Annotated in this window: 21 protein-coding genes; 9 read left to right on the forward strand and 12 right to left on the reverse strand. The window is 65.7% G+C overall.

The genetic code is table 11. The features are described 5' to 3' along the window. The first annotated feature begins 317 nt into the window (after positions 1-317). The 8 genes from ATI53_RS08165 to xylB all read left to right on the forward strand — a co-directional run bounded on the left by ATI53_RS08165 (position 318) and on the right by xylB (position 9,455). Entirely contained in the window at positions 318-1,013 is a 696-nt protein-coding gene (locus ATI53_RS08165) for an HAD family hydrolase (RefSeq protein ID WP_111550164.1), read from the forward strand. After that, a complete protein-coding gene (locus ATI53_RS08170) occupies positions 1,006-1,953 on the forward strand; it encodes a sugar-binding transcriptional regulator (protein WP_009503594.1) in 948 nt (315 codons plus the stop codon). Before ATI53_RS08165 ends, ATI53_RS08170 begins: the two co-directional genes overlap by 8 nt. Before the next feature lie 126 nt (positions 1,954-2,079). Further along, positions 2,080-3,399, forward strand: a complete 1,320-nt coding sequence (locus ATI53_RS08175) for an ABC transporter substrate-binding protein (RefSeq protein ID WP_111550165.1) — start codon at positions 2,080-2,082, stop codon at positions 3,397-3,399. A gap of 143 nt (positions 3,400-3,542) precedes the next feature. Further along, positions 3,543-4,415: a carbohydrate ABC transporter permease gene (locus tag ATI53_RS08180; RefSeq protein WP_009503596.1), complete on the forward strand. Its 873-nt coding sequence runs from the start codon at positions 3,543-3,545 to the stop codon at positions 4,413-4,415. Between the two features lie 114 nt (positions 4,416-4,529). Further along, on the forward strand, positions 4,530-5,360 hold the full coding sequence (locus ATI53_RS08185; protein ID WP_009503598.1) for a carbohydrate ABC transporter permease: 831 nt from the start codon (positions 4,530-4,532) through the stop codon (positions 5,358-5,360). Positions 5,361-5,372: 12 nt separating this feature from the next. Continuing rightward, positions 5,373-6,377 (forward strand): ABC transporter ATP-binding protein, encoded by a 1,005-nt coding sequence (locus tag ATI53_RS08190; RefSeq protein ID WP_111550166.1) that lies wholly within the window; start codon positions 5,373-5,375, stop codon positions 6,375-6,377. Positions 6,378-6,547: 170 nt separating this feature from the next. Continuing rightward, entirely contained in the window at positions 6,548-8,005 is a 1,458-nt protein-coding gene (locus ATI53_RS08195; protein ID WP_240778561.1) for a mannitol dehydrogenase family protein, read from the forward strand. 4 nt (positions 8,006-8,009) lie between these two features. Continuing rightward, positions 8,010-9,455 (forward strand): xylulokinase, encoded by a 1,446-nt coding sequence (gene xylB, locus ATI53_RS08200; RefSeq protein WP_111550168.1) that lies wholly within the window; start codon positions 8,010-8,012, stop codon positions 9,453-9,455. 65 nt (positions 9,456-9,520) lie between these two features. Here xylB and ATI53_RS08205 read toward each other — a convergent pair whose 3' ends face one another. From ATI53_RS08205 to ATI53_RS23240, 9 genes are all read right to left on the reverse strand, one after another. Beyond that, positions 9,521-9,847 (reverse strand): cation diffusion facilitator family transporter, encoded by a 327-nt coding sequence (locus tag ATI53_RS08205; protein ID WP_146609898.1) that lies wholly within the window; start codon positions 9,845-9,847, stop codon positions 9,521-9,523. A 111-nt stretch (positions 9,848-9,958) separates the two neighbouring features. Beyond that, on the reverse strand, positions 9,959-11,032 hold the full coding sequence (locus tag ATI53_RS08210) for a DUF1513 domain-containing protein (RefSeq protein ID WP_009502813.1): 1,074 nt from the start codon (positions 11,030-11,032) through the stop codon (positions 9,959-9,961). 4 nt (positions 11,033-11,036) lie between these two features. Continuing rightward, the gene (locus tag ATI53_RS08215) at positions 11,037-12,014 is read right to left on the reverse strand and encodes an imelysin family protein (protein WP_111550170.1); all 978 of its coding nucleotides are present in this window, start codon (positions 12,012-12,014) and stop codon (positions 11,037-11,039) included. 3 nt (positions 12,015-12,017) lie between these two features. Then, a complete protein-coding gene (locus tag ATI53_RS08220; protein WP_375342732.1) occupies positions 12,018-13,565 on the reverse strand; it encodes a di-heme oxidoreductase family protein in 1,548 nt (515 codons plus the stop codon). Continuing rightward, positions 13,537-14,022: a bacterioferritin gene (gene bfr, locus ATI53_RS08225; RefSeq protein WP_009502818.1), complete on the reverse strand. Its 486-nt coding sequence runs from the start codon at positions 14,020-14,022 to the stop codon at positions 13,537-13,539. Before bfr ends, ATI53_RS08220 begins: the two co-directional genes overlap by 29 nt. Beyond that, positions 14,009-14,266: a (2Fe-2S)-binding protein gene (locus ATI53_RS08230; RefSeq protein ID WP_009502819.1), complete on the reverse strand. Its 258-nt coding sequence runs from the start codon at positions 14,264-14,266 to the stop codon at positions 14,009-14,011. Before ATI53_RS08230 ends, bfr begins: the two co-directional genes overlap by 14 nt. Before the next feature lie 23 nt (positions 14,267-14,289). Beyond that, positions 14,290-15,546, reverse strand: coding sequence for an imelysin family protein (locus ATI53_RS08235; protein WP_111550172.1), 1,257 nt, complete (start codon positions 15,544-15,546; stop codon positions 14,290-14,292). 67 nt (positions 15,547-15,613) lie between these two features. Further along, complete coding sequence (gene hemP / locus ATI53_RS08240; RefSeq protein ID WP_083840561.1) at positions 15,614-15,772, reverse strand: hemin uptake protein HemP; 159 nt, start codon at positions 15,770-15,772, stop codon at positions 15,614-15,616. Beyond that, on the reverse strand, positions 15,772-15,915 hold the full coding sequence (locus tag ATI53_RS23240) for a hypothetical protein (RefSeq protein WP_170134542.1): 144 nt from the start codon (positions 15,913-15,915) through the stop codon (positions 15,772-15,774). The genes hemP and ATI53_RS23240 overlap by 1 nt, the downstream gene beginning before the upstream one ends. A gap of 493 nt (positions 15,916-16,408) precedes the next feature. Here ATI53_RS23240 and ATI53_RS08245 point away from each other — a divergent pair, with 493 nt between their 5' ends. Continuing rightward, entirely contained in the window at positions 16,409-17,092 is a 684-nt protein-coding gene (locus ATI53_RS08245; RefSeq protein ID WP_111550173.1) for a PRC-barrel domain-containing protein, read from the forward strand. A 33-nt stretch (positions 17,093-17,125) separates the two neighbouring features. On the opposite strand, the gene ATI53_RS08250 is transcribed toward ATI53_RS08245, so the two are convergent. The 3 genes from ATI53_RS08250 to rpmB form a co-directional block, all read right to left on the reverse strand. After that, positions 17,126-17,605, reverse strand: a complete 480-nt coding sequence (locus ATI53_RS08250) for a copper chaperone PCu(A)C (protein ID WP_111550174.1) — start codon at positions 17,603-17,605, stop codon at positions 17,126-17,128. 39 nt (positions 17,606-17,644) lie between these two features. Further along, positions 17,645-17,995 carry a hypothetical protein gene (locus ATI53_RS08255; protein WP_009502826.1) on the reverse strand — a complete coding sequence of 117 codons (351 nt, stop codon included), beginning with the start codon at positions 17,993-17,995 and terminating at the stop codon, positions 17,645-17,647. Between the two features lie 125 nt (positions 17,996-18,120). Then, positions 18,121-18,411: a 50S ribosomal protein L28 gene (gene rpmB / locus ATI53_RS08260; RefSeq protein ID WP_009502827.1), complete on the reverse strand. Its 291-nt coding sequence runs from the start codon at positions 18,409-18,411 to the stop codon at positions 18,121-18,123. Between the last annotated feature and the right edge of the window lie 104 nt (positions 18,412-18,515).

Consider the following 18,515-nt stretch of genomic DNA (forward strand, 5'->3'; position numbering starts at 1 on the left):
ACGGTGGTGTTGTCCGGTTTCAGGATACCGGTGGTCGAGGTCGGGGCGGAGGATATCTAGATCCCCTCGTATCGCGGATTTCAATGCCGGTTCGGCGGGGCAAACGCCCCCCTGCGAAGAGAGACAGGAACTGACAGAGGCTATCGCAAAAAAATCTGTCCGTGTCGTGGATGGTCCCGATCCGGGATATCCCGGGGCGGCCCGACTAGGACAGGTCTCTGGCCGGGGTGTCGGTCGTTTTGGCCCGTTTTGTTTTGTCGCGCTACACAAAGCCCGCGCTTTCGGCTAACCCCGCCCAAGGGGAAAAGGACACGAACATGCGCGACATCCGACTGGTCATCCTTGATTTCGACGGCGTCGTTGTCGACAGCGAAGTCATCAGCGCGCGCATGCTGGTGGCCGAACTGGCGCTGTATGGCGTGATTATCGACCTGCCCTACGTGGCCCGGCACTTCCTGGGGCGCAGTTACCCGGTGGTGCTGCGACAGATCCGATCGGAATTCGGGGTGTCCTTGCCCGAGGGATTCGAGGCGGATTATCGCGCCCGGCTGATCGACGCCTTCCGGCGCGATCTGCGGCTGATGCCGGGGCTGCGGACACTGCTGGCGCGGCTGGCGACACCTTATGCGCTGGCGACAAGCTCCAGCCCGGCCCGCGTGGCACAGTCGATGCAGATCGTCGGAATCTCGGATCTGTTCAAGGGGCGCATCACCACCGCCGCCGAGGTTACGCACGGCAAACCCGCCCCCGATCTGCCGCTGCGCGCCGCGCAAAAGGCTGGCATCGCGCCAGAGCATTGTCTGGTGATCGAGGATTCGCTGGCGGGCGTGCAAGCCGCGCTGGCCGCCGGCATGCAGGTCTGGCGATTCACCGGGGGCAGCCATTTCGCCGGCATCGCACCGCCAGGCGACGACCACACGCATGCGCATCGCGTGTTCGCAGACTTCGCCCAGATCGCCGGTTTCGCGCCCGACCTGCTGACCCCCGGCGACCAGGAGATCAGACATGAGTGACGACGACATCCCCCAGCGCGACATCGCCGCCCGGGCGGGCTGGCTGTATTATGTGGGCGGCATGCGCCAGGACCAGATCGCCGAAGAGCTGGGCATTTCGCGCCAGCGTGCGCAGCGCCTGGTCGCCCGCGCCATGTCCGAAGGGCTGGTGCGCGTGCGCATCGACCATCCCATCGCCGCCTGCCTTGAACTGGAACGCGACCTGCGGCGCAAATTCGGCCTGGCGCGGGCGCGGGTCGCGCCCAAGCTTGGCCCAGAACAAGAGCCGATGCGCGCCATCGCCCCCTGTGCCGCCACCGAGGTCGAACGGATCTTTCGCCAGGAAACGCCGCAGCTGGTTGCGCTTGGCACCGGGCGGATGTTGCGCGCGGTGGTCGAGCAGATGCAACCCGTGGCGTCGCCGCAGCACCGCATGGTATCGTTGATCGGCAATGTGTCGCCCGACGGGTCGGCCTCGTTCTACGAGGTCATCATGCGCTTTGCCGACAAGACCGGCGCGCAGCATTTCCCGATGTCGGTGCCCGTCATGGCGCGCGACAGGACCGAGCTTGCGATCTATCGCGCCCTGCCCCATGTCGGCAATTTGCTGACCCTTGCGCGCGACGCGGACGTGACCATCGTCGGCATCGGCCAGATGGCGGATGACGCGCCGCTGCATGTGGACGGGTTCCTGACCATCGACGAGCTGCGCTCGGTTCAGGCCGCAGGGGCCGCGGGCGAGATCTGCGGCCATATTTTCGACGCGAATGGACGATTTCTGGACCACCCTGTCAACGCCCTGCTTGTCGGCGCGCAGGTCCCGGCGAACGCCAATCCGGTGCTGTGCATCGGTGGCGGTGTCAGCAAGATCAAGGCGTTGCGCGCCGCTCTCCGGGGCAAACTGATCGGCGGGCTGATAACCGACGAATCGACCGCTGCGGAATTGCTCGGCAGTTCCTGAACGGTTTGCCAACAAAACACGCTTGACACGACTCAGCTACATGTGTGAGCTTTTCTTCACTTCATGGGCAATTGCTCAGCTTCGGCCGAGCCTGCCGGTGATTTGGAGTTTTGGGAGGACTACCTTATGTCTACTTCGATCCGCGCCCTCATGGGCGCGTGTGCCGTCGGTGCGCTTGCCACGGCCGCCGTGGCCGAGACCACCATCACCGTGGCTACCGTGAACAACGGCGACATGATCCGCATGCAAGGCATGATGGACGGCTTCAACGCGCTGCACCCCGACATCAAGGTCGAATGGGTGACGCTGGAAGAAAACGTGCTGCGTCAGCGCGTGACCCAGGACGTCGCCACCAACGGCGGTCAGTTCGATGTCATGACCATCGGCAACTACGAAGTCCCGATCTGGGGCGAGCGTGGCTGGCTGGTGCCGCTGACCGACCTGCCGGACGATTACGATGTGGATGACCTGATCCCGTCGATCCGCTCGGCGCTTTCGGTCGATGATACGCTCTATGCCCTGCCATTCTATGGCGAATCCGCGTTTGTCATGTACCGCACCGATCTGGCCGAAGCCGCCGGCATCGACATTCCCGATCAGCCGACCTGGACGCAGATCAAGGACGCCGCCGAAAAGATGACCGACAAGGACGCGGGCGTCTACGGCATCTGCCTGCGCGGCAAGCCCGGCTGGGGCGAGAACATGGCGTTCATTTCGGCCATGGCCAACAGCTACGGCGCGCGCTGGTTCGACATGGACTGGCAGCCCCAGTTCGACAGCCCCGAATGGCAAGCCGCCTTCACCGACTATCTGGAGCTGATGACCAACTACGGCCCGCCGGGCGCGTCCTCCAACGGCTTCAACGAAAACCTGTCGTTGTTCCAGCAGGGCAAGTGCGGCATGTGGATCGACGCGACGGTCGCGGCGGGCTTTGTCACCGATCCCGAGGAATCGATGGTCGCCGACAAGGTGGGCTACGCGGTGTTCCCCAACAAGGAAGGCGTGGACAACCACGGCAACTGGCTGTGGTCCTGGAACCTTGGCATTCCGCAATCGACCGACGCCCCCGAGGCCGCCAAGGCCTTTGTGACCTGGGCCACGTCCAAGGAATACACCCAGACGGTGGCAGAGGCGCAGGGTTGGCGCGCCGCACCTCCGGGCACGCGCACGTCGCTCTACGAGAACGAAACCTATGTCTCCGAGGCGCCTTTTGCCAAGCTGACCAAGGAAACCATGGACGCGGCCACCCCCGAGAAGCCCTCGGTTCAGGATGTGCCCTATGTTGGTGCCCAGTTCGTTTCGATCCCCGAATTCCAGGGCATCGGTACGGCCGTGGGTCAGCAGTTCTCGGCCGCGCTTGCCGGACAGATGGATGCGGATGCCGCGCTGAAAAACGCACAACAACTCACCCAGCGTGAGATGATGAAGGCCGGCTACATCAAGTAACCGCCGTTGCGACGGGGCGCGGGCCGGATCGGGCCCGCGCCGTTTTCGACCTATGAAACCGGGGCTGATGCAGGGTCACGCGCGAATCGACGCCGCAGCAACTTTGCCCGACCCCGCGCAACCCGCAGCCCGAGGGACCGCCCATGGCCACCCAGCATTCCCGCGCCGCAGCGAGGCTGATGATCTCCCCCGCCGTGCTCTTGTTGCTCGGCTGGATGCTCATCCCGCTTTGCATGACGCTGTATTTCTCCTTCCTGCGCTACAATCTGCTGATGCCGGGGATGGAAGAATTCGCCGGCTGGACGAACTACCGCTTCTTCCTGACCGACCCGGCCTTCATGGATGCGCTGGTCAACACGCTGCTTCTGGTGGGCGGCGTGCTGGTGATAACCACCGTCGGGGGCACGCTGCTGGCGCTGCTGCTGGACCAGCCGTTCTGGGGACAGGGGATCGTGCGCATCCTGGTGATCGCGCCCTTCTTCGTCATGCCGACGGTGTCGGCGCTGGTGTGGAAAAACATGTTCATGAACCCGGTGAACGGGCTGTTCGGGCACCTGTTTCACTGGCTGGGGCTGCAACCTTACGATTTTCTCAGCCAGGCGCCGCTGATGTCGATCATCGGCATCGTCAGCTGGCAATGGCTGCCGTTCGCCACGCTGATCCTGCTGACCGCGTTCCAGTCGCTGGATCAGGAACAGCTTGAGGCCGCCGAAATGGACGGCGCCCCGGCCCTGTCGCGATTCTGGTACATCATGCTGCCGCACCTGGCGCGCGCGATCACCGTGGTGATCCTGATCCAGACGATTTTCCTGCTGTCGATCTTTGCCGAAATCCTGGTGACCACCAACGGCGGGCCGGGCACCGCATCGACCAACCTGACCTACCTGATCTACATGCAATCGCTGCTGCAATTCGACGTGGGCGGCGGGTCCGCGGGCGGCGTCATCGCCATTATCCTTGCCAATATCGTCGCGATCTTCCTGATGCGGATGATCGGCAAGAACCTGGACGCATGATCATGAAAACCCGGTTCACACACTTGGGCACCGAAGCCGCCAGCGCGGGTCCGGTCGGGGCACGGCCCCCCGCCCCACGCATCGCGACCGACACGACACAGGGGGAACGCTGAGATGGCACGCGCCGTGACCAACCGCCGCAAGGCGATCATAACCGTGGCCGCCTGGGCGGTGGGGATCGCGATCTTCTTTCCGATCCTGTGGATCGTCATCCTGTCGTTCAAGACCGAAGGCGACGCGATCAGAAGCCCGCTCGAAGTGCTGACTTCGACCTGGTCGCTCATCAGCTACGAAACCGTGCTTGAGCGGTCGAACTACTTCCGGCATTTCTGGAACTCGGTCATCCTGTCGCTGGGTTCGACGGTGATCGGGCTGATCATCGCCGTGCCCGCCGCCTGGGCCATGGCCTTTGTGCCCGGCAAGCACACCAAGGACGTGCTGATGTGGATGCTGTCCACCAAGATGCTGCCCCCCGTGGGGGTGCTGGTGCCGATGTACCTGATCTTTCGCGACCTTGGGCTGCTGGACAGCCGCGTCGGGCTGGTGTTCGTGCTGACGATGATCAACCTGCCGATCATCATCTGGATGCTGTACACATATTTTCGCGAAATTCCGGGCGAGATCCTGGAAGCGGCGCGGATGGACGGCGCCTCGCTGCGGGATGAAATCATCTATGTGCTGACCCCGATGGCGGTGCCCGGCATCGCCTCGACGCTGCTGCTGAACATCATCCTTGCCTGGAACGAGGCGTTCTGGACGCTCAACCTCACGGCCGCCAAGGCCGCGCCGCTGACCGCGTTCATCGCCAGCTATTCGTCCCCCGAGGGGCTGTTTTACGCCAAGCTTTCGGCGGCCTCGACCATGGCCATCGCGCCGATCCTCATCATGGGCTGGTTCAGCCAGAAACAACTCGTCCGCGGCCTGACCTTCGGCGCGGTAAAGTAAAGGATTACGAGCATGGGACGCATCACGCTTGAAAAGGTGACGAAAAGCTTCGGTGAAGTGAACGTCATTCCGCCCCTCGACCTTGAAATCGACGATGGCGAGTTCGTGGTCTTCGTCGGGCCTTCGGGTTGCGGCAAGTCCACGCTGCTGCGGCTGATCGCCGGGCTGGAGGATGTCACCTCGGGCGACATCGCCATCGACGGCACCAACGCCACAGAACTGGCCCCCGCACAGCGCGGCCTTGCGATGGTGTTCCAGAGCTACGCGCTGTACCCGCACATGTCGGTGCGCAAGAACATCGCCTTTCCGATGAAGATGGCGAAACTGCCCGAGGACGAGCAGAAGCGGCGCATCGACGCCGCCGCCAAGGCGCTTAACCTCACCGATTACCTTGACCGTCGTCCGGGGCAGCTTTCGGGCGGTCAGCGTCAGCGGGTCGCGATCGGGCGGGCCATCGTGCGCGAACCGCAGGCGTTCCTGTTCGACGAGCCGCTGTCGAACCTTGACGCCGCGCTGCGGGTCGGCATGCGGCTTGAGATCATGGAACTGCACAAGCGCCTGACCACGACGATGATCTACGTCACCCACGACCAGGTCGAGGCGATGACCATGGCCGACAAGATCGTCGTGCTGCGCGCGGGCCATATCGAACAGGTCGGATCGCCGCTGGACCTGTACCACGCGCCGCGCAACGAATTCGTCGCAGGCTTTATCGGGTCGCCCAAGATGAACCTCATCAAGGGCGAGGTGGCGCGCAGCCACGGCGCCGCCACCATCGGCGTGCGGCCCGAACATATCGGCGTGTCCACCACCGAAGGGCCGTGGCAGGGTGTCGTCGGCGTGGCGGAACATCTGGGCAGCGACACCTTCATCCACGTCCATCAGCACGGCATGGGCGACGAACCCCTCACCGTGCGCGTCGACGGCGAATTTACGGTGAAACACGGCGACAGGATCTTTCTGACGCCGGATGAGACCAAGATGCATCGCTTTGACACCAATGGGTTGCGCGCCTAGCCGCAGCCTCGGGCGTCACGGCCCCCGCCCGCTTGCGGATGACCTTGACGCCGCGCGTTCCGCATGACGGCGGGCGCAAGACATCCCTGCCCCGGCCTGTCGCCGGGGCGCACCGATCGCCGCCCCGTGACGGGCGGCGCAGGGTGAGTGAGCTGATGGAGGCAACCCCCATGACACTGATCAACGACAAGACCGACGCCCGCGTGGCGCTGCCCGCCTATGACCGCAAGACCCTGAGCCACGGCATCGTGCACGTCGGCCTTGGCAATTTCCACCGCGCGCACCAGGCGGTCTATCTGGACGATCTCTTTGCCAGGGGGCTGGATCACGACTGGGCCATCACCGGTGCGGGCGTGCGTGCGCCCGACGCCCGGATGCGCGCTGCCCTGCTGGCGCAGGACTGCCTGTCAACGGTGATCGAGCTGTCCGCCGAGGGCCAATCCCCCCGCGTCGTGGGCGCGATGATCGATTATGTCGACATCGCCGAAACCAATGGCCCGCTGATCGCCAGGATGATCGACGCCGCCACGCGCATCGTGTCGCTGACCGTGACCGAGGGCGGCTATTTCGTCGATCCCGCCACCGAGACGTTCGACCCCACCCACCCCGACATCGTCGCTGACGGCGCCGCGCCGGATGCGCCGCGCACCGTGTTCGGCGCCATCGTCGCGGCGCTTGCGGCGCGGCGCGGCGCGGGCCAGACGCCGTTCACCGTGATGAGTTGCGACAACATCCCCGGCAACGGCGATGTGACCCGCGATGCGGTCATCGGCACTGCGCGCCTGTCGGACCCCGCGCTGGCGGACTGGATCGCCGCCAATGTCGCCTTTCCCAATTCCATGGTCGACCGCATCACCCCCGCCACCGGGGATCGCGAACGCGCCCTTGCCGCCAGCTTCGGGCTGTCGGATCCCGTGCCCGTCACCTGCGAGCCGTTCCGCCAGTGGGTGCTGCAAGACAGCTTTACCCAGGGCCGCCCCCGGCTGGAAGAAGTCGGCGTCACCTTCACCGACAACGTGCACGCCTATGAGCGGATGAAGATCCGCATCCTCAACGGCGGCCACGCCATCATAGCCTATGCCGGCGCGCTCATGGGGTGCGACCTGGCGGACGAGGCGATGTCCCACCCGCTGGTCCACGCCTATTTCCGCAAGGTCGAGGAAACCGAAGTGTTGCCGCAGGTCCATCCGGTGCCCGAATTCACGCCCGAGGCCTATCTTGAACTGATCGACCAGCGGTTTTCCAACCCGGCGGTCAAGGACACGCTGCGCCGCCTGTGCTTTGACGGCTCGAACCGTCAGCCGAAATTTATCGTTCCCGCCATTGCCGATGCGCTGAAATCCGACGCGCCGGTCGATGGGCTGGCGCTCGAATCCGCGCTGTGGTGTCGCTACTGCGCCGGTCACTTCGAAGACGGCACGGAAATCGAACCCAACGACCCCGACTGGGACCGGCTGAAGAATCTGGCCACCGTCGCCAGAACCCGCCCGCAGATCTGGCTGGAACAGCCCAGCGTCTATGGCGATCTTGCATCCAACGTCCGCTTTGCCGCGCTGTTTGCCCGCTGGCTGACACGCCTGTGGGAGGACGGCGCGCAGGTGACGCTGGACGCATATGTAAAGGGCTGAACTCATGACATACTTGGGTATCGACCTCGGCACCTCGGGGCTTCGGGCGCTTTTGACCGATGCGGGCGGTGCGCCGATGGCATCGGCTGAACGCCATTATGACGTCGCTCACCCGCATTCGGGCTGGTCCGAACAGGACCCGGCCGACTGGATCGCCGCACTGGAGGGGGCGGTGGACGAACTGCGCGGCGCCCCCGGATGGGATGCGCTGTCGGGCATCGGCGTCGCCGGACACATGCACGGCGCGGTCACGCTGGATGCGTCCGACCGCGTGATCCGGCCCTGCATCCTGTGGAACGACACCCGCAGCCATATCGAGGCGGCGGCGCTGGATGCCACCCCCGGCGCGCGCGAGGTGTCCGGGAACATTGTGTTTCCCGGATTCACCGCGCCCAAGCTCATGTGGATGAAAACCCACGAGCCGGATAGCTTTGCCCGCGTGGCAATGGTGCTGCTGCCTGCCGCCTATCTCAACCTGTACCTGACCGGCGAGCATGTCGCGGACATGTCCGACAGCGCGGGCACAAGCTGGTTCGATACCGGCGCGCGCGACTGGTCCGACGCGCTGCTGTCCCTGGGCGGCATGAGCCGTGCCCAGATGCCGCGCCTGGTCGAAGGCTGCGCGCGCGCGGGCACCCTGCGCTCCGATCTTGCCGCGCGCTGGGGCGTCGGCGCGGTCTCGGTCGCGGGGGGCGCGGGCGACAACGCGGCGGCGGCCTGCGGCACCGGCGTGCTGCGCGAGGGCCAGGGCTTTGTCTCGCTCGGAACATCGGGCGTGTTGCTGGCGGCGCGGGACGGCTATCGCCCCTCGCCCGAAACGGCGCTGCACAGCTTTTGCCATGCGGTGCCCGGCACATGGTACCAGATGGGCGTGATGCTCAGCTGCACCGACAGCCTCAACTGGCTGGCGCGGATCACCGGCGCGCGACCCGCCGAGCTGACCGCGTCGCTGGGCGAGCGCCTGCGCGCGCCGGGGCGGGAACGCTTTCTGCCGTATCTGTCCGGCGAGCGCACTCCGTATAACGACGCCGACATCCGGGGCGCGTTCACCGGGATCGGCGCCGAGACCACGCGCGACGACCTGACCCGCGCCGTGCTGGAAGGCGTCAGCTTCGGGCTGCGCGACAGTGCCGAGGCGCTGCGCGGCACCGGCGCCCGGCTGGACCATTTGCTGGCCATCGGCGGCGGCACGCTGTCGCGCTACTGGCTGCGCCTGCTGGCAACGGTACTGAACCTGCCGCTGCACCTGCCGCGCGCAGGCGAATTCGGCGCGGCGCTTGGCGCGGCCCGGCTGGGCCGCATCGCCGCCACCGGCGAGTCTCCCGGCCCGATCATGACTCCGCCCCCCATCGGCGAGGTCATCGAACCTGTCTCCGAAATGAGCGATGCGATGGATGCGGCCTATGCCCGTTTCGGCCCGGCCTATATCGGCATCAAGGCGGTTCAGTAGGCGGTGGCCCCCGCCCGCGGCGGCCTCGCGGGGCGTCAGCGATTCGACCTCAGGAAAGATGCGGGTCATTTCCGGATGCGCCGCTGCGCCCGTTCGACAGTGTCAGGGATGTCGTCCGGGGGCACCCCGTCGCGAAGGCGCAGCTCGACGTTCAACAACCGCTCGCCCGGCCCGAAATGCAGGGTCAACATGCGCGACACCCGGTCGACCGCCGGGTCGCGCAGGGCAGTGTCGCTGACGTTGCGCACCACCTTCGCATCCGCCGTCTCGCCCATGATCCGCGCGCGGGTTTCCGACAGCATCGACGAACTGCCAGTCACCTCAGGCGCCGCGAATTTCGCCACCGCGATGACACGATTTGCGGCCAGCGCACCGTAGGTCGTGACGGGCACGCCGCGCCTTGCCTGTTCGGTGGCCAATTCTCCCCCGCGCCGCAGGCCGGCTGCGTCTGATCGGGGGGGGCCAACCCGCGCCGCCGGACCGGGGGTCTCGGACGGCGGCGCTCAGGCGCGGATCGCCACCAGGTGGTTGTCCCAGGCGACATCGGCACGCGCCAGCGCGGTGAGCGTGCCGCCACGCAGCAAAAGCATGCCCCCCAGCCCGTCGCTGGCGACATAGCCCCCGGCGTGAGGCGCCAGCCCGCAGACATCCGCCCGCGACACCGCGCCCAGAAAGACGCCCCCGTCCGAGAACCTGTGGATGCGACCGCCGCGCGGCGAGGTGATGGCGATTTCCGAGCCATCGCCAGAAAACGCGACGCTGCCCGCGTAGCCACCCATCGCCAGTTCGTCTTGCAAGGGCGCCTCGCACAGCACCGGCGGCGCGCCCCGCCGGTGCAATGCCAGAAGCGGCGGCGCATAGCCCGCCTCGCCTTCCCATTGCATCGCAAGACCCACCAGCCCGTCGCCGCGCACCGCAAGGTGGCGGATCGAGTTCTGGTAAAACCCGGGCAGATCGCGTCTTTCCAGCAGCGCGCCGGTCACGTCGACATAGACAAGGTTGGGGCGCATCACGTCGATGTTCAGCTTGGCGCGATCCCAGCGGTCGGTCCGGATGCCGCCATTGGCGATCACCAGGCTTTGGTGGTCGGGCATCACTCGGATGTCATGCGGCCCCACGCCATGGCTGCGAAATTCCCCGATCCGGGAATAACTGGCCGCCGTGTCCCAGATCCCGACAAAACCTTCGCTGTCCTCGACCCGCTGTTCGCAGGTATACAGCAGCGCGCCATCGGGCGAGAACGTGCCATGCCCGTTGAACTGGCGATCCTGCGGGGCGCTCAGCCGGTGCAGCACCGTGCCGTCGCGGCAATCGACCACCATCGCATAACTGCCCGGGCGACGGGCAAAGCCCACCGCCTCGGCGCGTTCGGGGTGGGCGGCGGCGGCGTGGCCGCGCGCGGGCAGCGGCACTGTGAAGGCGACAGAGCCGTCTTCACGCAGGCCCGCCAGCATATGGCTGCCGTCGCGGCATTTCGCGGCGGCAAGGTAGGTCGGACCGCCCACCGCCGCCCAGCCCGCGGCAGGGTTGGCCGAGGCGGCGAGCAGGCTGGCGATGAAGACGCGGCGGGTGGTCATGGCATCAGTCTCCGTCTTGCGAGTTGAACCCGGCGGTCAGGCCAAGCGCTCCTCCGAGTTCGGCCTCGATGGTGTCGGACAGGGCGCGCACATGCTGTTGCAGAATTTCGACCCGAAGCCGGGCGGCCGGGTCTTTGACGTTCTGAAAGGACGGATCGTCGATCTTGTCCGCAGCCGCGTGCAGACGTGCGAGCGCCGCGTCGGTCTGGGGCAGGTCGAACCCGGCCAGCGCCCGTGCCTGCGCCACGGCGGCATCTGCATCCAGCAACACGTTGCGCAGCGGGCGCCCCGCCCGCCAGGCCTCGGCCCGTGTCGGACGCGGCCGGTCGAACGTGCCAAGCGGCCGCCCCAGCCGGCTGTCCGCAGTAAATTCAAGACTGCCGAGCAGCTGCGTATACAGCGCCCTTGTCGCCTCCTCTGGCGCAAGATACAGCGTGTTGCCGTCTTCGCCAGCGCTTAGCATGACCCGCGCGAACCCGTCCCAACCCGCATCCAGCGCCGCGCCCTGACCGGCAAGCTCGGCCGTGATGGTCCGCACCAGCGTGCAGGCATAGCTGCCCGGCGCATAAGCGTTGAAATCCGCGTCATAGATCATGCGTTCCAGCGCGAACAGCCCGCGCGCCGCGATCGACGCTTCGGCAAAGGCCTCCGGGTCGGTGCCCACCTCGGCCCGCGCCTCGATCAGGTTGCCCAGCACGCGCGGGGTAAAGCCGCGCGTATCCGGCCAGAAGGCCACCGACAGCGCCCCGGTTTCCGACGGGCCGATGCGGATGTCGCCGATCTGTGTCCAGGCATCGAAGGCGGCATTCCACGGCGCCTCGATGGCCTCGGGGGTGCAATCGGCCTGGGCGGCGACCGACAGCGCCTTTGTCGCCTCGGCAAAGTCCGAAAAGCCGGGCAGGATCACCTCGTCCAGTGCCTCTGGCACCCCGGCGGACAGGGGGGTGGCGAAAAGCGTGGCGAACAGAAACAGATGGCGCATGGGTCAGAGACTTTCCAGATAGCGGATCAGGGCATCACGGTCGGCGGGCGGCATCGAAACCACCGTATCGCGCTGGGTCCGCGCCTCGCCGCCATGCCAGAGCACCGCTTCCAGCAGCGAGCGCGCGCGACCGTCATGAAGATACTGCGTATGCCCCGACACCTGTCCGGTCAAGCCGATCCCCCACAACGGCGGCGTCTTCCATTCGCGCCCCGTGGCACGCCCCTCGGGGCGGTTGTCGGCCAGCCCGTCGCCCATATCATGCAGCAACAGGTCGGTGAACGGCCAGATCAGCTGAAAGCTTTGTGCGGGTTGGCCCGACAGCCTGGCGGTAACGTGTTTGGGCGTGTGGCAGGCGGTGCAGCCGGTGTCGTGGAACACACGCTTGCCGCGCAGCACCTCCGGATCGCCGGGCGCGCGGCGGGCGGGCACGCCAAGGTTGCGGGTGTAGTGCAGCACCGCCTCCAGCGCGTCGCGGGGCAGTTCGGCCCCATCGGCATCGACGCCGTGGCGCGCGGTGCGGCAATCGTCCTGCGCTGCGCTGCAATCGCCCCAGGGCTGCGGGTTCAGCCAGGTGGAAATGCCGATGTCGCCGGAAAACGCCGCCGCCGCCTGTTCGCGCAGCGTTGGCTCGCCCCCCTTCCAGCCAAATCGGCCCAGCATGGGGCGGTCGTATTGATCCGACCACACGATCGCGGCGCGCCCGGAAATGCCGTCGCCATCCGCATCGCGGGGGTCGGCGCGGGCGGTGATCTGCGCCGCCGGGATCGCCTCCAGCAGGCCAAGGCCGATCATCTGGGGCGCCACGCGGGGGCTGAGCATCGCGCCGGGTGTCAGCGGACCATAGCCCAGATCGGCGGCGGTATAGGCCGGTTTGCGCAGGTAGGCCCTGTCGCCGCCCGACAGCGCAACGGCGATTTCATCGTAGCGCACATCAAGACGGTATTCCGCGCGGTGCCCAACGGCGGCGAAATCCTGCAACTGCCCGCCGTAGACAGGATCGGGTCGCGTGGCGATCCAGTCGGCGATGGCGGGCATCCCGGCGCCGGGATCGGCGGGCACGGAGATCCGCAAAAACATCGAAACGGCGCCATCGGCGTCTGGCGTGTGCCCGCGTCCATCGCGCAGATGGCACGCCCGACAACTGCGCGCGTTGTACAGCGGCCCCAGCCCGTCAGAGCCGCGGGTCGAAGACGGCGACGGCACCCAGAGCTTGTCAAAAAGCGCCTGGCCAAGATGCCAGGTCATCCGAGCCTCGCCGTCGATTCCGGCAGAAGGCTGGTCAAAGACATGCGGGCCGGGCACGGGCGCAACGGTGGCGGCCCCCGCGGGGCGCGCCTCGAACGGCTCGGGGGCGGAAAAATCGGCGGTGGGCGTCACGACCGCCTTGATGCGGGCACGTTCGGATGCGGTGCGCGCGGGGGCATCAAGATGCGGATCGCTCAGGGGGGGATGGGCATCCGCCAGCGTCTCGGCCCCCAGGGCCGCGCCGCCCCACACAAGGACGGCGCAGAGGAACGCCCTATTCGGCCTCGGACATGGGCGTCGCATTGACCTGCGCATAGCCTCCGTCGCCCAGCCGGGCATAGAGATCAAGCTGGGTTTCAAGGAAGTCGATATGCCCTTCCTCATCCGCGATCAGTTCTTCGAACAGATCCTTGGACACATAATCGCGCACGGACTCGCAATGGTCGCGCGCTTCGATATACAGCGTGCGCGCCTCATGTTCGGCGGCAAGATCGGCCTCAAGCGTTTCTTTCGGGGTTTGCCCGATGCGCAGCGGGTCGAGCTTTTGCAGGTTCGGGTGGCCTTCCAGAAAGATGATCCGGGTGATCAGCTTGTCGGCGTGGTTCATTTCCTCGATGGATTCCTCGCGGCTTTTCCGGGCCATGTGGCCGAGGCCCCAGTCGTCCTGCAGACGATAATGCAACCAGTACTGGCTGACCGCCGTCAGTTCCGAGCGCAGCGCGCGGTTAAGATACTCGATGACTTTCTCATCGCCCTTCATGCTGTTTTTCCTTTGTATTTCCGCGACGTGTCAGGCCGCAAAGCTCCATGGGTACTTCGAGATTGTCGCTTCCGCGCATGGTTTGCAAGAAAAGCGGCATGCAACCTCCGCAATCGGCGGCTTTGCCAAGGGCATGGAAAACCTTTCCGGGGGTGATGATCGTTTGCGGGTCCGCGGCGCGCATCCAGTCGATCGCGGCATGGATGTCACGGTCGGAAATTCCGTTGCAGCTGCAAACGATCATCTCGGGTCTCCGTGAGGGGGGACTTACTGAAAGACGGCGTTCGGATCATCCAGGCTGTCCGAGCCTTCGATGGCCACATCGTCCAGCGCCAGTTCCGTCACGATGCGTTCGATGGTGCGGGTCTGGTCGATCAGCCCGTCAACGCCGCCCATGATGAGCGCCTCGCCCTTTTCATCGCCAGGCGCCAGCATCTGGTCGTAGGCGAAACCGCCCTCGGCCGCCGCCTTGATGTCGCCAAGCGCCGCCATGGTCGTGTCAAGCCTTGCCTTCATTTCAGCGTCCAGCGCCGGGTCCGCTTCGGTCACCAGATCCGACAGCGACGCGCCCCGCACGACCGAACCGTCGACGCGGGTGTACTGACCCAGATAGACGTTCTGGATGCCCTTGCCATCGTAGAAATGCGAGTTGTGGGTGTTGTCGGAAAAGCAGTCGTGCTCTTCTTCGGGGTCGTTCAGCATCAGGCCCAGGCGCATCCGTTCGCCGGCCTGTTCGCCGTAGGACAGCGAGCCCATGCCGGTCAGCATGGCGGTGATGCCTGCGTCCTCATCGACGGTGACGGTTTGGCGTGCGTCGCCGTCCGCCCCCCAGGCCGAGACCATTTCTTCAAGGTCGGACACCAGAAGATCGGTCGCCGCCTTCAGGTAATCGCCGCGGCGATCGCAATTGCCGCCGGTGCAGTCGTCGCCGGTGACGTAATCGGTGTAGGGGCGTTCGCCCGCGCCGGGCCCGGTGCCGTTCAGATCCTGCCCCCAGAGCAGGAATTCGATGGCGTGATAGCCGCGCGCCACGTTGCTTTCGACGCCATCGGCCTCGTTCAGCGTGTCGGCGATCAGCTCGGGGGTGATCTTTGACGCGTCGACGTCGCGGCCCGCGATGGTGACCTGCGGGTTGGCGATGATGTTCAGCGCAGCATAGTCGTTTTCATCGGTCGGACCTTCGTAATCATCCGAAACATAGTCCATCAGACCTTCGTCCAGCGGCCAGGCGTTCACCTTGCCTTCCCAATCGTCGACGATGGCGTTGCCAAAGCGAAAGACCTCGGTCTGCTGATAGGGGTCGCGCGCGGCGAGCCAGGCGGTGCGCGCGGCGTCAAGCGTATCCGGCGACGGATCGGCGATCAGCGCTTCCACGGCCGATTGCAGGGCTTGCGCGGTGGTCAGGCTGTCCTCGTATCCCGCATGGGCGATGTCTGCGTAGGTGGTCAGCACCTCGGCCTTTTCGACGGCGAATGCGGGCGATGCGATCAGCACCGCGAGCGCGGTGGATGGGGCGAATTTCATGGACTGTCCTTGTTGGCGTTTCTGGGTGGTTTTTCTGTCTGGCTGACTGGAGCGGATCAGATGACCGTCACTTGGTCAGGATCAGTTTTCCGGCTTTGGTGATCCGCAGGGTGTAGACCTGCCCGTCGAGCTCGATCTCGGCCAGGTTGCCCTCGTCGGTCAGGCGACGCGCGACATGGCGCGGAATGGCGGGAACGGCGGATTGCGGAACGACTTTCGCTTCCATCATTTCAGTATCTCCCTGGCTTCGATACGGTCGAGCAATGTTTCCAGCGCGGCGCAGGCGGGCCATAGCCCCCCAAGCACGAGGGCGTGAAGATCGTCTCGGACCAAAGCGGTCGGGACCTCTTGGGGTTTGCGGTCGGGCATTGTCAGCCTCCTGCATCCATCGTTCGGGTTGCGGGTATCGGGCTGCCCTGAGGGTACGGGGTGGCTGGACATGGCAATATCTGACCAAAAATATCAGATAAGTCAACCTGACAAATAGACTCACCTATAGCCGCGCCCGCACAGCCCGCAAGATGCGCGAAACCGGGGCAATGGCGGGAGAGGGTTGCGAAACGAAGGCCGACCGGGTGCAGGGCGACGGATCTGGTCCGCCGTCCCTGCGGTCCGCCTATGCGGAATGGCTCGGTCCGCCAGTCACCGTATATTCCCATCACGGTTTTTCGCGCTGGTGAGCGCAAAAATGAGAACGCCGATGATCGAGAGTCCGGCCAGTCCGGCGATAAAGATATCGGCTGACATGGCTTCCTCCTTGCGTGTTCACCAGATCAACAACTTGCGGGCCGGTTGGGTTCCGGAACAAAATACGGCGCAACCCGGTTGATCCGGCAGAAACTGCCCGAAAGGAGGACCAAGGGTGCTTTACAGCCTGACAGACTTGCTGACCTGGAAACTTGACGCCGAGGCCGAGGGCCTGGTGCTCAGCGACCTTGTGTTCGACGCGGGATCGGGGCGGCTTGTGTATGTGTCGCTGTCCACCGGGCGCGACTCAGAGGGTCAGGCACTGGCGCCCGCCGCCCTGCTCGGTGCGCCGGATCCCGCGTCGCGCAGCCTGCCGATGCGGATCACCGAAAAGGAACTGTCCGACGCCCCGCGCTGGACCGGCGAGACTTATCAGGTGGATTCGCTGGTCAGCGCGATGCCGCCCCTTGTCGTCGGCCCGTTCGGGGCAACCCACGCGCCGCTTGCGCTGGCCGCGTTCCTGCCGTCGTCCGATGACGAAGACCGCCCGACCGACCCCCGCGCCGAGGCGGCGCTGGACCGCTATGACCGGCTTGGGCGCTGGCTGGACCGCCCGGTTTTCGGCAGCGACGCCGAAATGGGACATCTCGCCGACATGCTGTGGGACCCGCAGGCCAACCGCATCGCCTATCTCGTGATCGGTCGGGGCGGGTTCTTTTCCAGCCGCCGTCACGCCGTGCCCTTCAGCGCGCTGTCGTATCGTGCCCCCGGCGCCAAGGGCGGCCATCTGGTGCTTGATCTGCCGGCTTCGGCGCTGGATGCGGCGCCCGCGCCCGACAGCTTGCTCGGCGGCGAATGACGCGCCCCGGACGGGGGCGCGTCAAAGCCGGGGTCAGTTGCGCTTTTGCATATGCCCATCGCCATGGGCCCCGCCCTGCGCGGGCTTGCGATCAAGATCGACCGGGATGTCGACGGCCACGTCGCCGGCGTTTTCAAACGTCAGCGTCACAGCGACGCTGGCGCCCTGTTCGAAGGGCGATGTCAGCCCCATGAACATCACATGATCGCCGCCGCGCTGCAGCGCGTGTTTGCCATGGGCCGGAATGGGAAACCCGTCCTCGACCTCGGTCATCTGCATGATGCCGTTGGCATCCGCGATGTGGGTGTGCAGCTCGACCCGGTGGGCGGCATCCGATCGCACACCGATCAGCCGATCAGCGCTGTCGCCGGTGTTTTCAAGAATCATGAACGCGGCGCCGGTCGGCGCGTTGGCCATGGCGCTGCGCGCATAGGCGTCACGCACCACGATGTCCGCCTGCGCGACCGTTGCAAAGGCAAGCGCGGCTGCGCCCGTGAAAAGAACGATTCTCATCTGGTCTGTCCTTATGTGTGTCTGTGGGCAAGATCGGGATCAGACAACACCAGGCGGGCCGCGGGCCAAGCGTTCGGGCAGGCGCAACCCCTGCCCCGTCGCTTGCCCCGGATCCGACCTTGACGAGACCCAAAACCCAAGATGCTCCGGCGCCACCCAGGCACCGCCCGCGGCGGTGAACAGCGTCATCAGCCCGTCCGGACAGACATGGCTTTCGGCCACGGGTTGACCATCGGCATCCACCATCACCGTGACAAGCCCAAAGCCCGAGCAGATCACCACCTGCCCCACAGGCACCGGCTGCGCGCGCGCCACGGCCATCTGATAGCCGGTCATCGCCAGCACCAGGGACAGGATAAAGGCTGTCAGTGGATAAGTTTTTTGCACCATCGCCGCGAAACTAGGCGAAACGGAACTTGCTGTCATGCGACAAAAGGAAACAGCCCCGGCGCTGGAACGCCGAGGCTGGGGGTAACTCTGTGGACCGTTCGAAAGACCGTCCGAATCCAAGTAGATCAGGCAGTCGCGAGCTGTGCCTTCAGGATCTCTTTCTTGACCTTGAGCGCCGCTGCGCTGAGCTCGGTGTCCTTGGCCTTTGCCAGGAACTTGTCCAGACCGCCGCGATGATCGACCGAGCGCAGCGCGTGGGCCGAGATGCGCATCTTGATCGCACGACCCAGCGTCTCGGACTGCAAGGAGACGTCGTTCAGGTTCGGCAGAAAGCGACGCTTGGTCTTGTTGTTGGCGTGGCTCACGTTATTGCCCGTCATCGGGCCTTTGCCGGTCAGTTCGCATACGCGCGACATCGGGTACATCCTTATCGTTCGGGGCAAGCCACCGGATAGGCAGACAGCGCCATGGGGGTTGCCAATATGAAAGGGCGCCGCCCAGAGGGGCACCCGGAATCTGG

Origin of the sequence: Salipiger aestuarii, assembly GCF_003259905.1 — a bacterium.
Taxonomy (GTDB): Bacteria; Pseudomonadota; Alphaproteobacteria; order Rhodobacterales; family Rhodobacteraceae; genus Salipiger; species Salipiger aestuarii.

What these genes read in the sequence shown, in the direction of transcription:
- ATI53_RS08255 (WP_009502826.1), bottom strand. Translation starts at nt 17,995, where the DNA reads ATGGTGCAAAAAACTTATCCACTGACAGCCTTTATCCTGTCCCTGGTG.
- ATI53_RS08180 (WP_009503596.1), top strand. Translation starts at nt 3,543, where the DNA reads ATGGCCACCCAGCATTCCCGCGCCGCAGCGAGGCTGATGATCTCCCCC.
- bfr (WP_009502818.1), bottom strand. Translation starts at nt 14,022, where the DNA reads ATGAAGGGCGATGAGAAAGTCATCGAGTATCTTAACCGCGCGCTGCGC.
- ATI53_RS23240 (WP_170134542.1), bottom strand. Translation starts at nt 15,915, where the DNA reads ATGCCCGACCGCAAACCCCAAGAGGTCCCGACCGCTTTGGTCCGAGAC.
- ATI53_RS08165 (WP_111550164.1), top strand. Translation starts at nt 318, where the DNA reads ATGCGCGACATCCGACTGGTCATCCTTGATTTCGACGGCGTCGTTGTC.
- ATI53_RS08250 (WP_111550174.1), bottom strand. Translation starts at nt 17,605, where the DNA reads ATGAGAATCGTTCTTTTCACGGGCGCAGCCGCGCTTGCCTTTGCAACG.
- ATI53_RS08210 (WP_009502813.1), bottom strand. Translation starts at nt 11,032, where the DNA reads ATGACCACCCGCCGCGTCTTCATCGCCAGCCTGCTCGCCGCCTCGGCC.
- ATI53_RS08185 (WP_009503598.1), top strand. Translation starts at nt 4,530, where the DNA reads ATGGCACGCGCCGTGACCAACCGCCGCAAGGCGATCATAACCGTGGCC.
- ATI53_RS08190 (WP_111550166.1), top strand. Translation starts at nt 5,373, where the DNA reads ATGGGACGCATCACGCTTGAAAAGGTGACGAAAAGCTTCGGTGAAGTG.
- hemP (WP_083840561.1), bottom strand. Translation starts at nt 15,772, where the DNA reads ATGGAAGCGAAAGTCGTTCCGCAATCCGCCGTTCCCGCCATTCCGCGC.
- ATI53_RS08170 (WP_009503594.1), top strand. Translation starts at nt 1,006, where the DNA reads ATGAGTGACGACGACATCCCCCAGCGCGACATCGCCGCCCGGGCGGGC.
- ATI53_RS08235 (WP_111550172.1), bottom strand. Translation starts at nt 15,546, where the DNA reads ATGAAATTCGCCCCATCCACCGCGCTCGCGGTGCTGATCGCATCGCCC.
- ATI53_RS08175 (WP_111550165.1), top strand. Translation starts at nt 2,080, where the DNA reads ATGTCTACTTCGATCCGCGCCCTCATGGGCGCGTGTGCCGTCGGTGCG.
- ATI53_RS08195 (WP_240778561.1), top strand. Translation starts at nt 6,548, where the DNA reads ATGACACTGATCAACGACAAGACCGACGCCCGCGTGGCGCTGCCCGCC.
- ATI53_RS08215 (WP_111550170.1), bottom strand. Translation starts at nt 12,014, where the DNA reads ATGCGCCATCTGTTTCTGTTCGCCACGCTTTTCGCCACCCCCCTGTCC.
- ATI53_RS08230 (WP_009502819.1), bottom strand. Translation starts at nt 14,266, where the DNA reads ATGATCGTTTGCAGCTGCAACGGAATTTCCGACCGTGACATCCATGCC.
- ATI53_RS08220 (WP_375342732.1), bottom strand. Translation starts at nt 13,565, where the DNA reads ATGCGACGCCCATGTCCGAGGCCGAATAGGGCGTTCCTCTGCGCCGTC.
- rpmB (WP_009502827.1), bottom strand. Translation starts at nt 18,411, where the DNA reads ATGTCGCGCGTATGCGAACTGACCGGCAAAGGCCCGATGACGGGCAAT.
- xylB (WP_111550168.1), top strand. Translation starts at nt 8,010, where the DNA reads ATGACATACTTGGGTATCGACCTCGGCACCTCGGGGCTTCGGGCGCTT.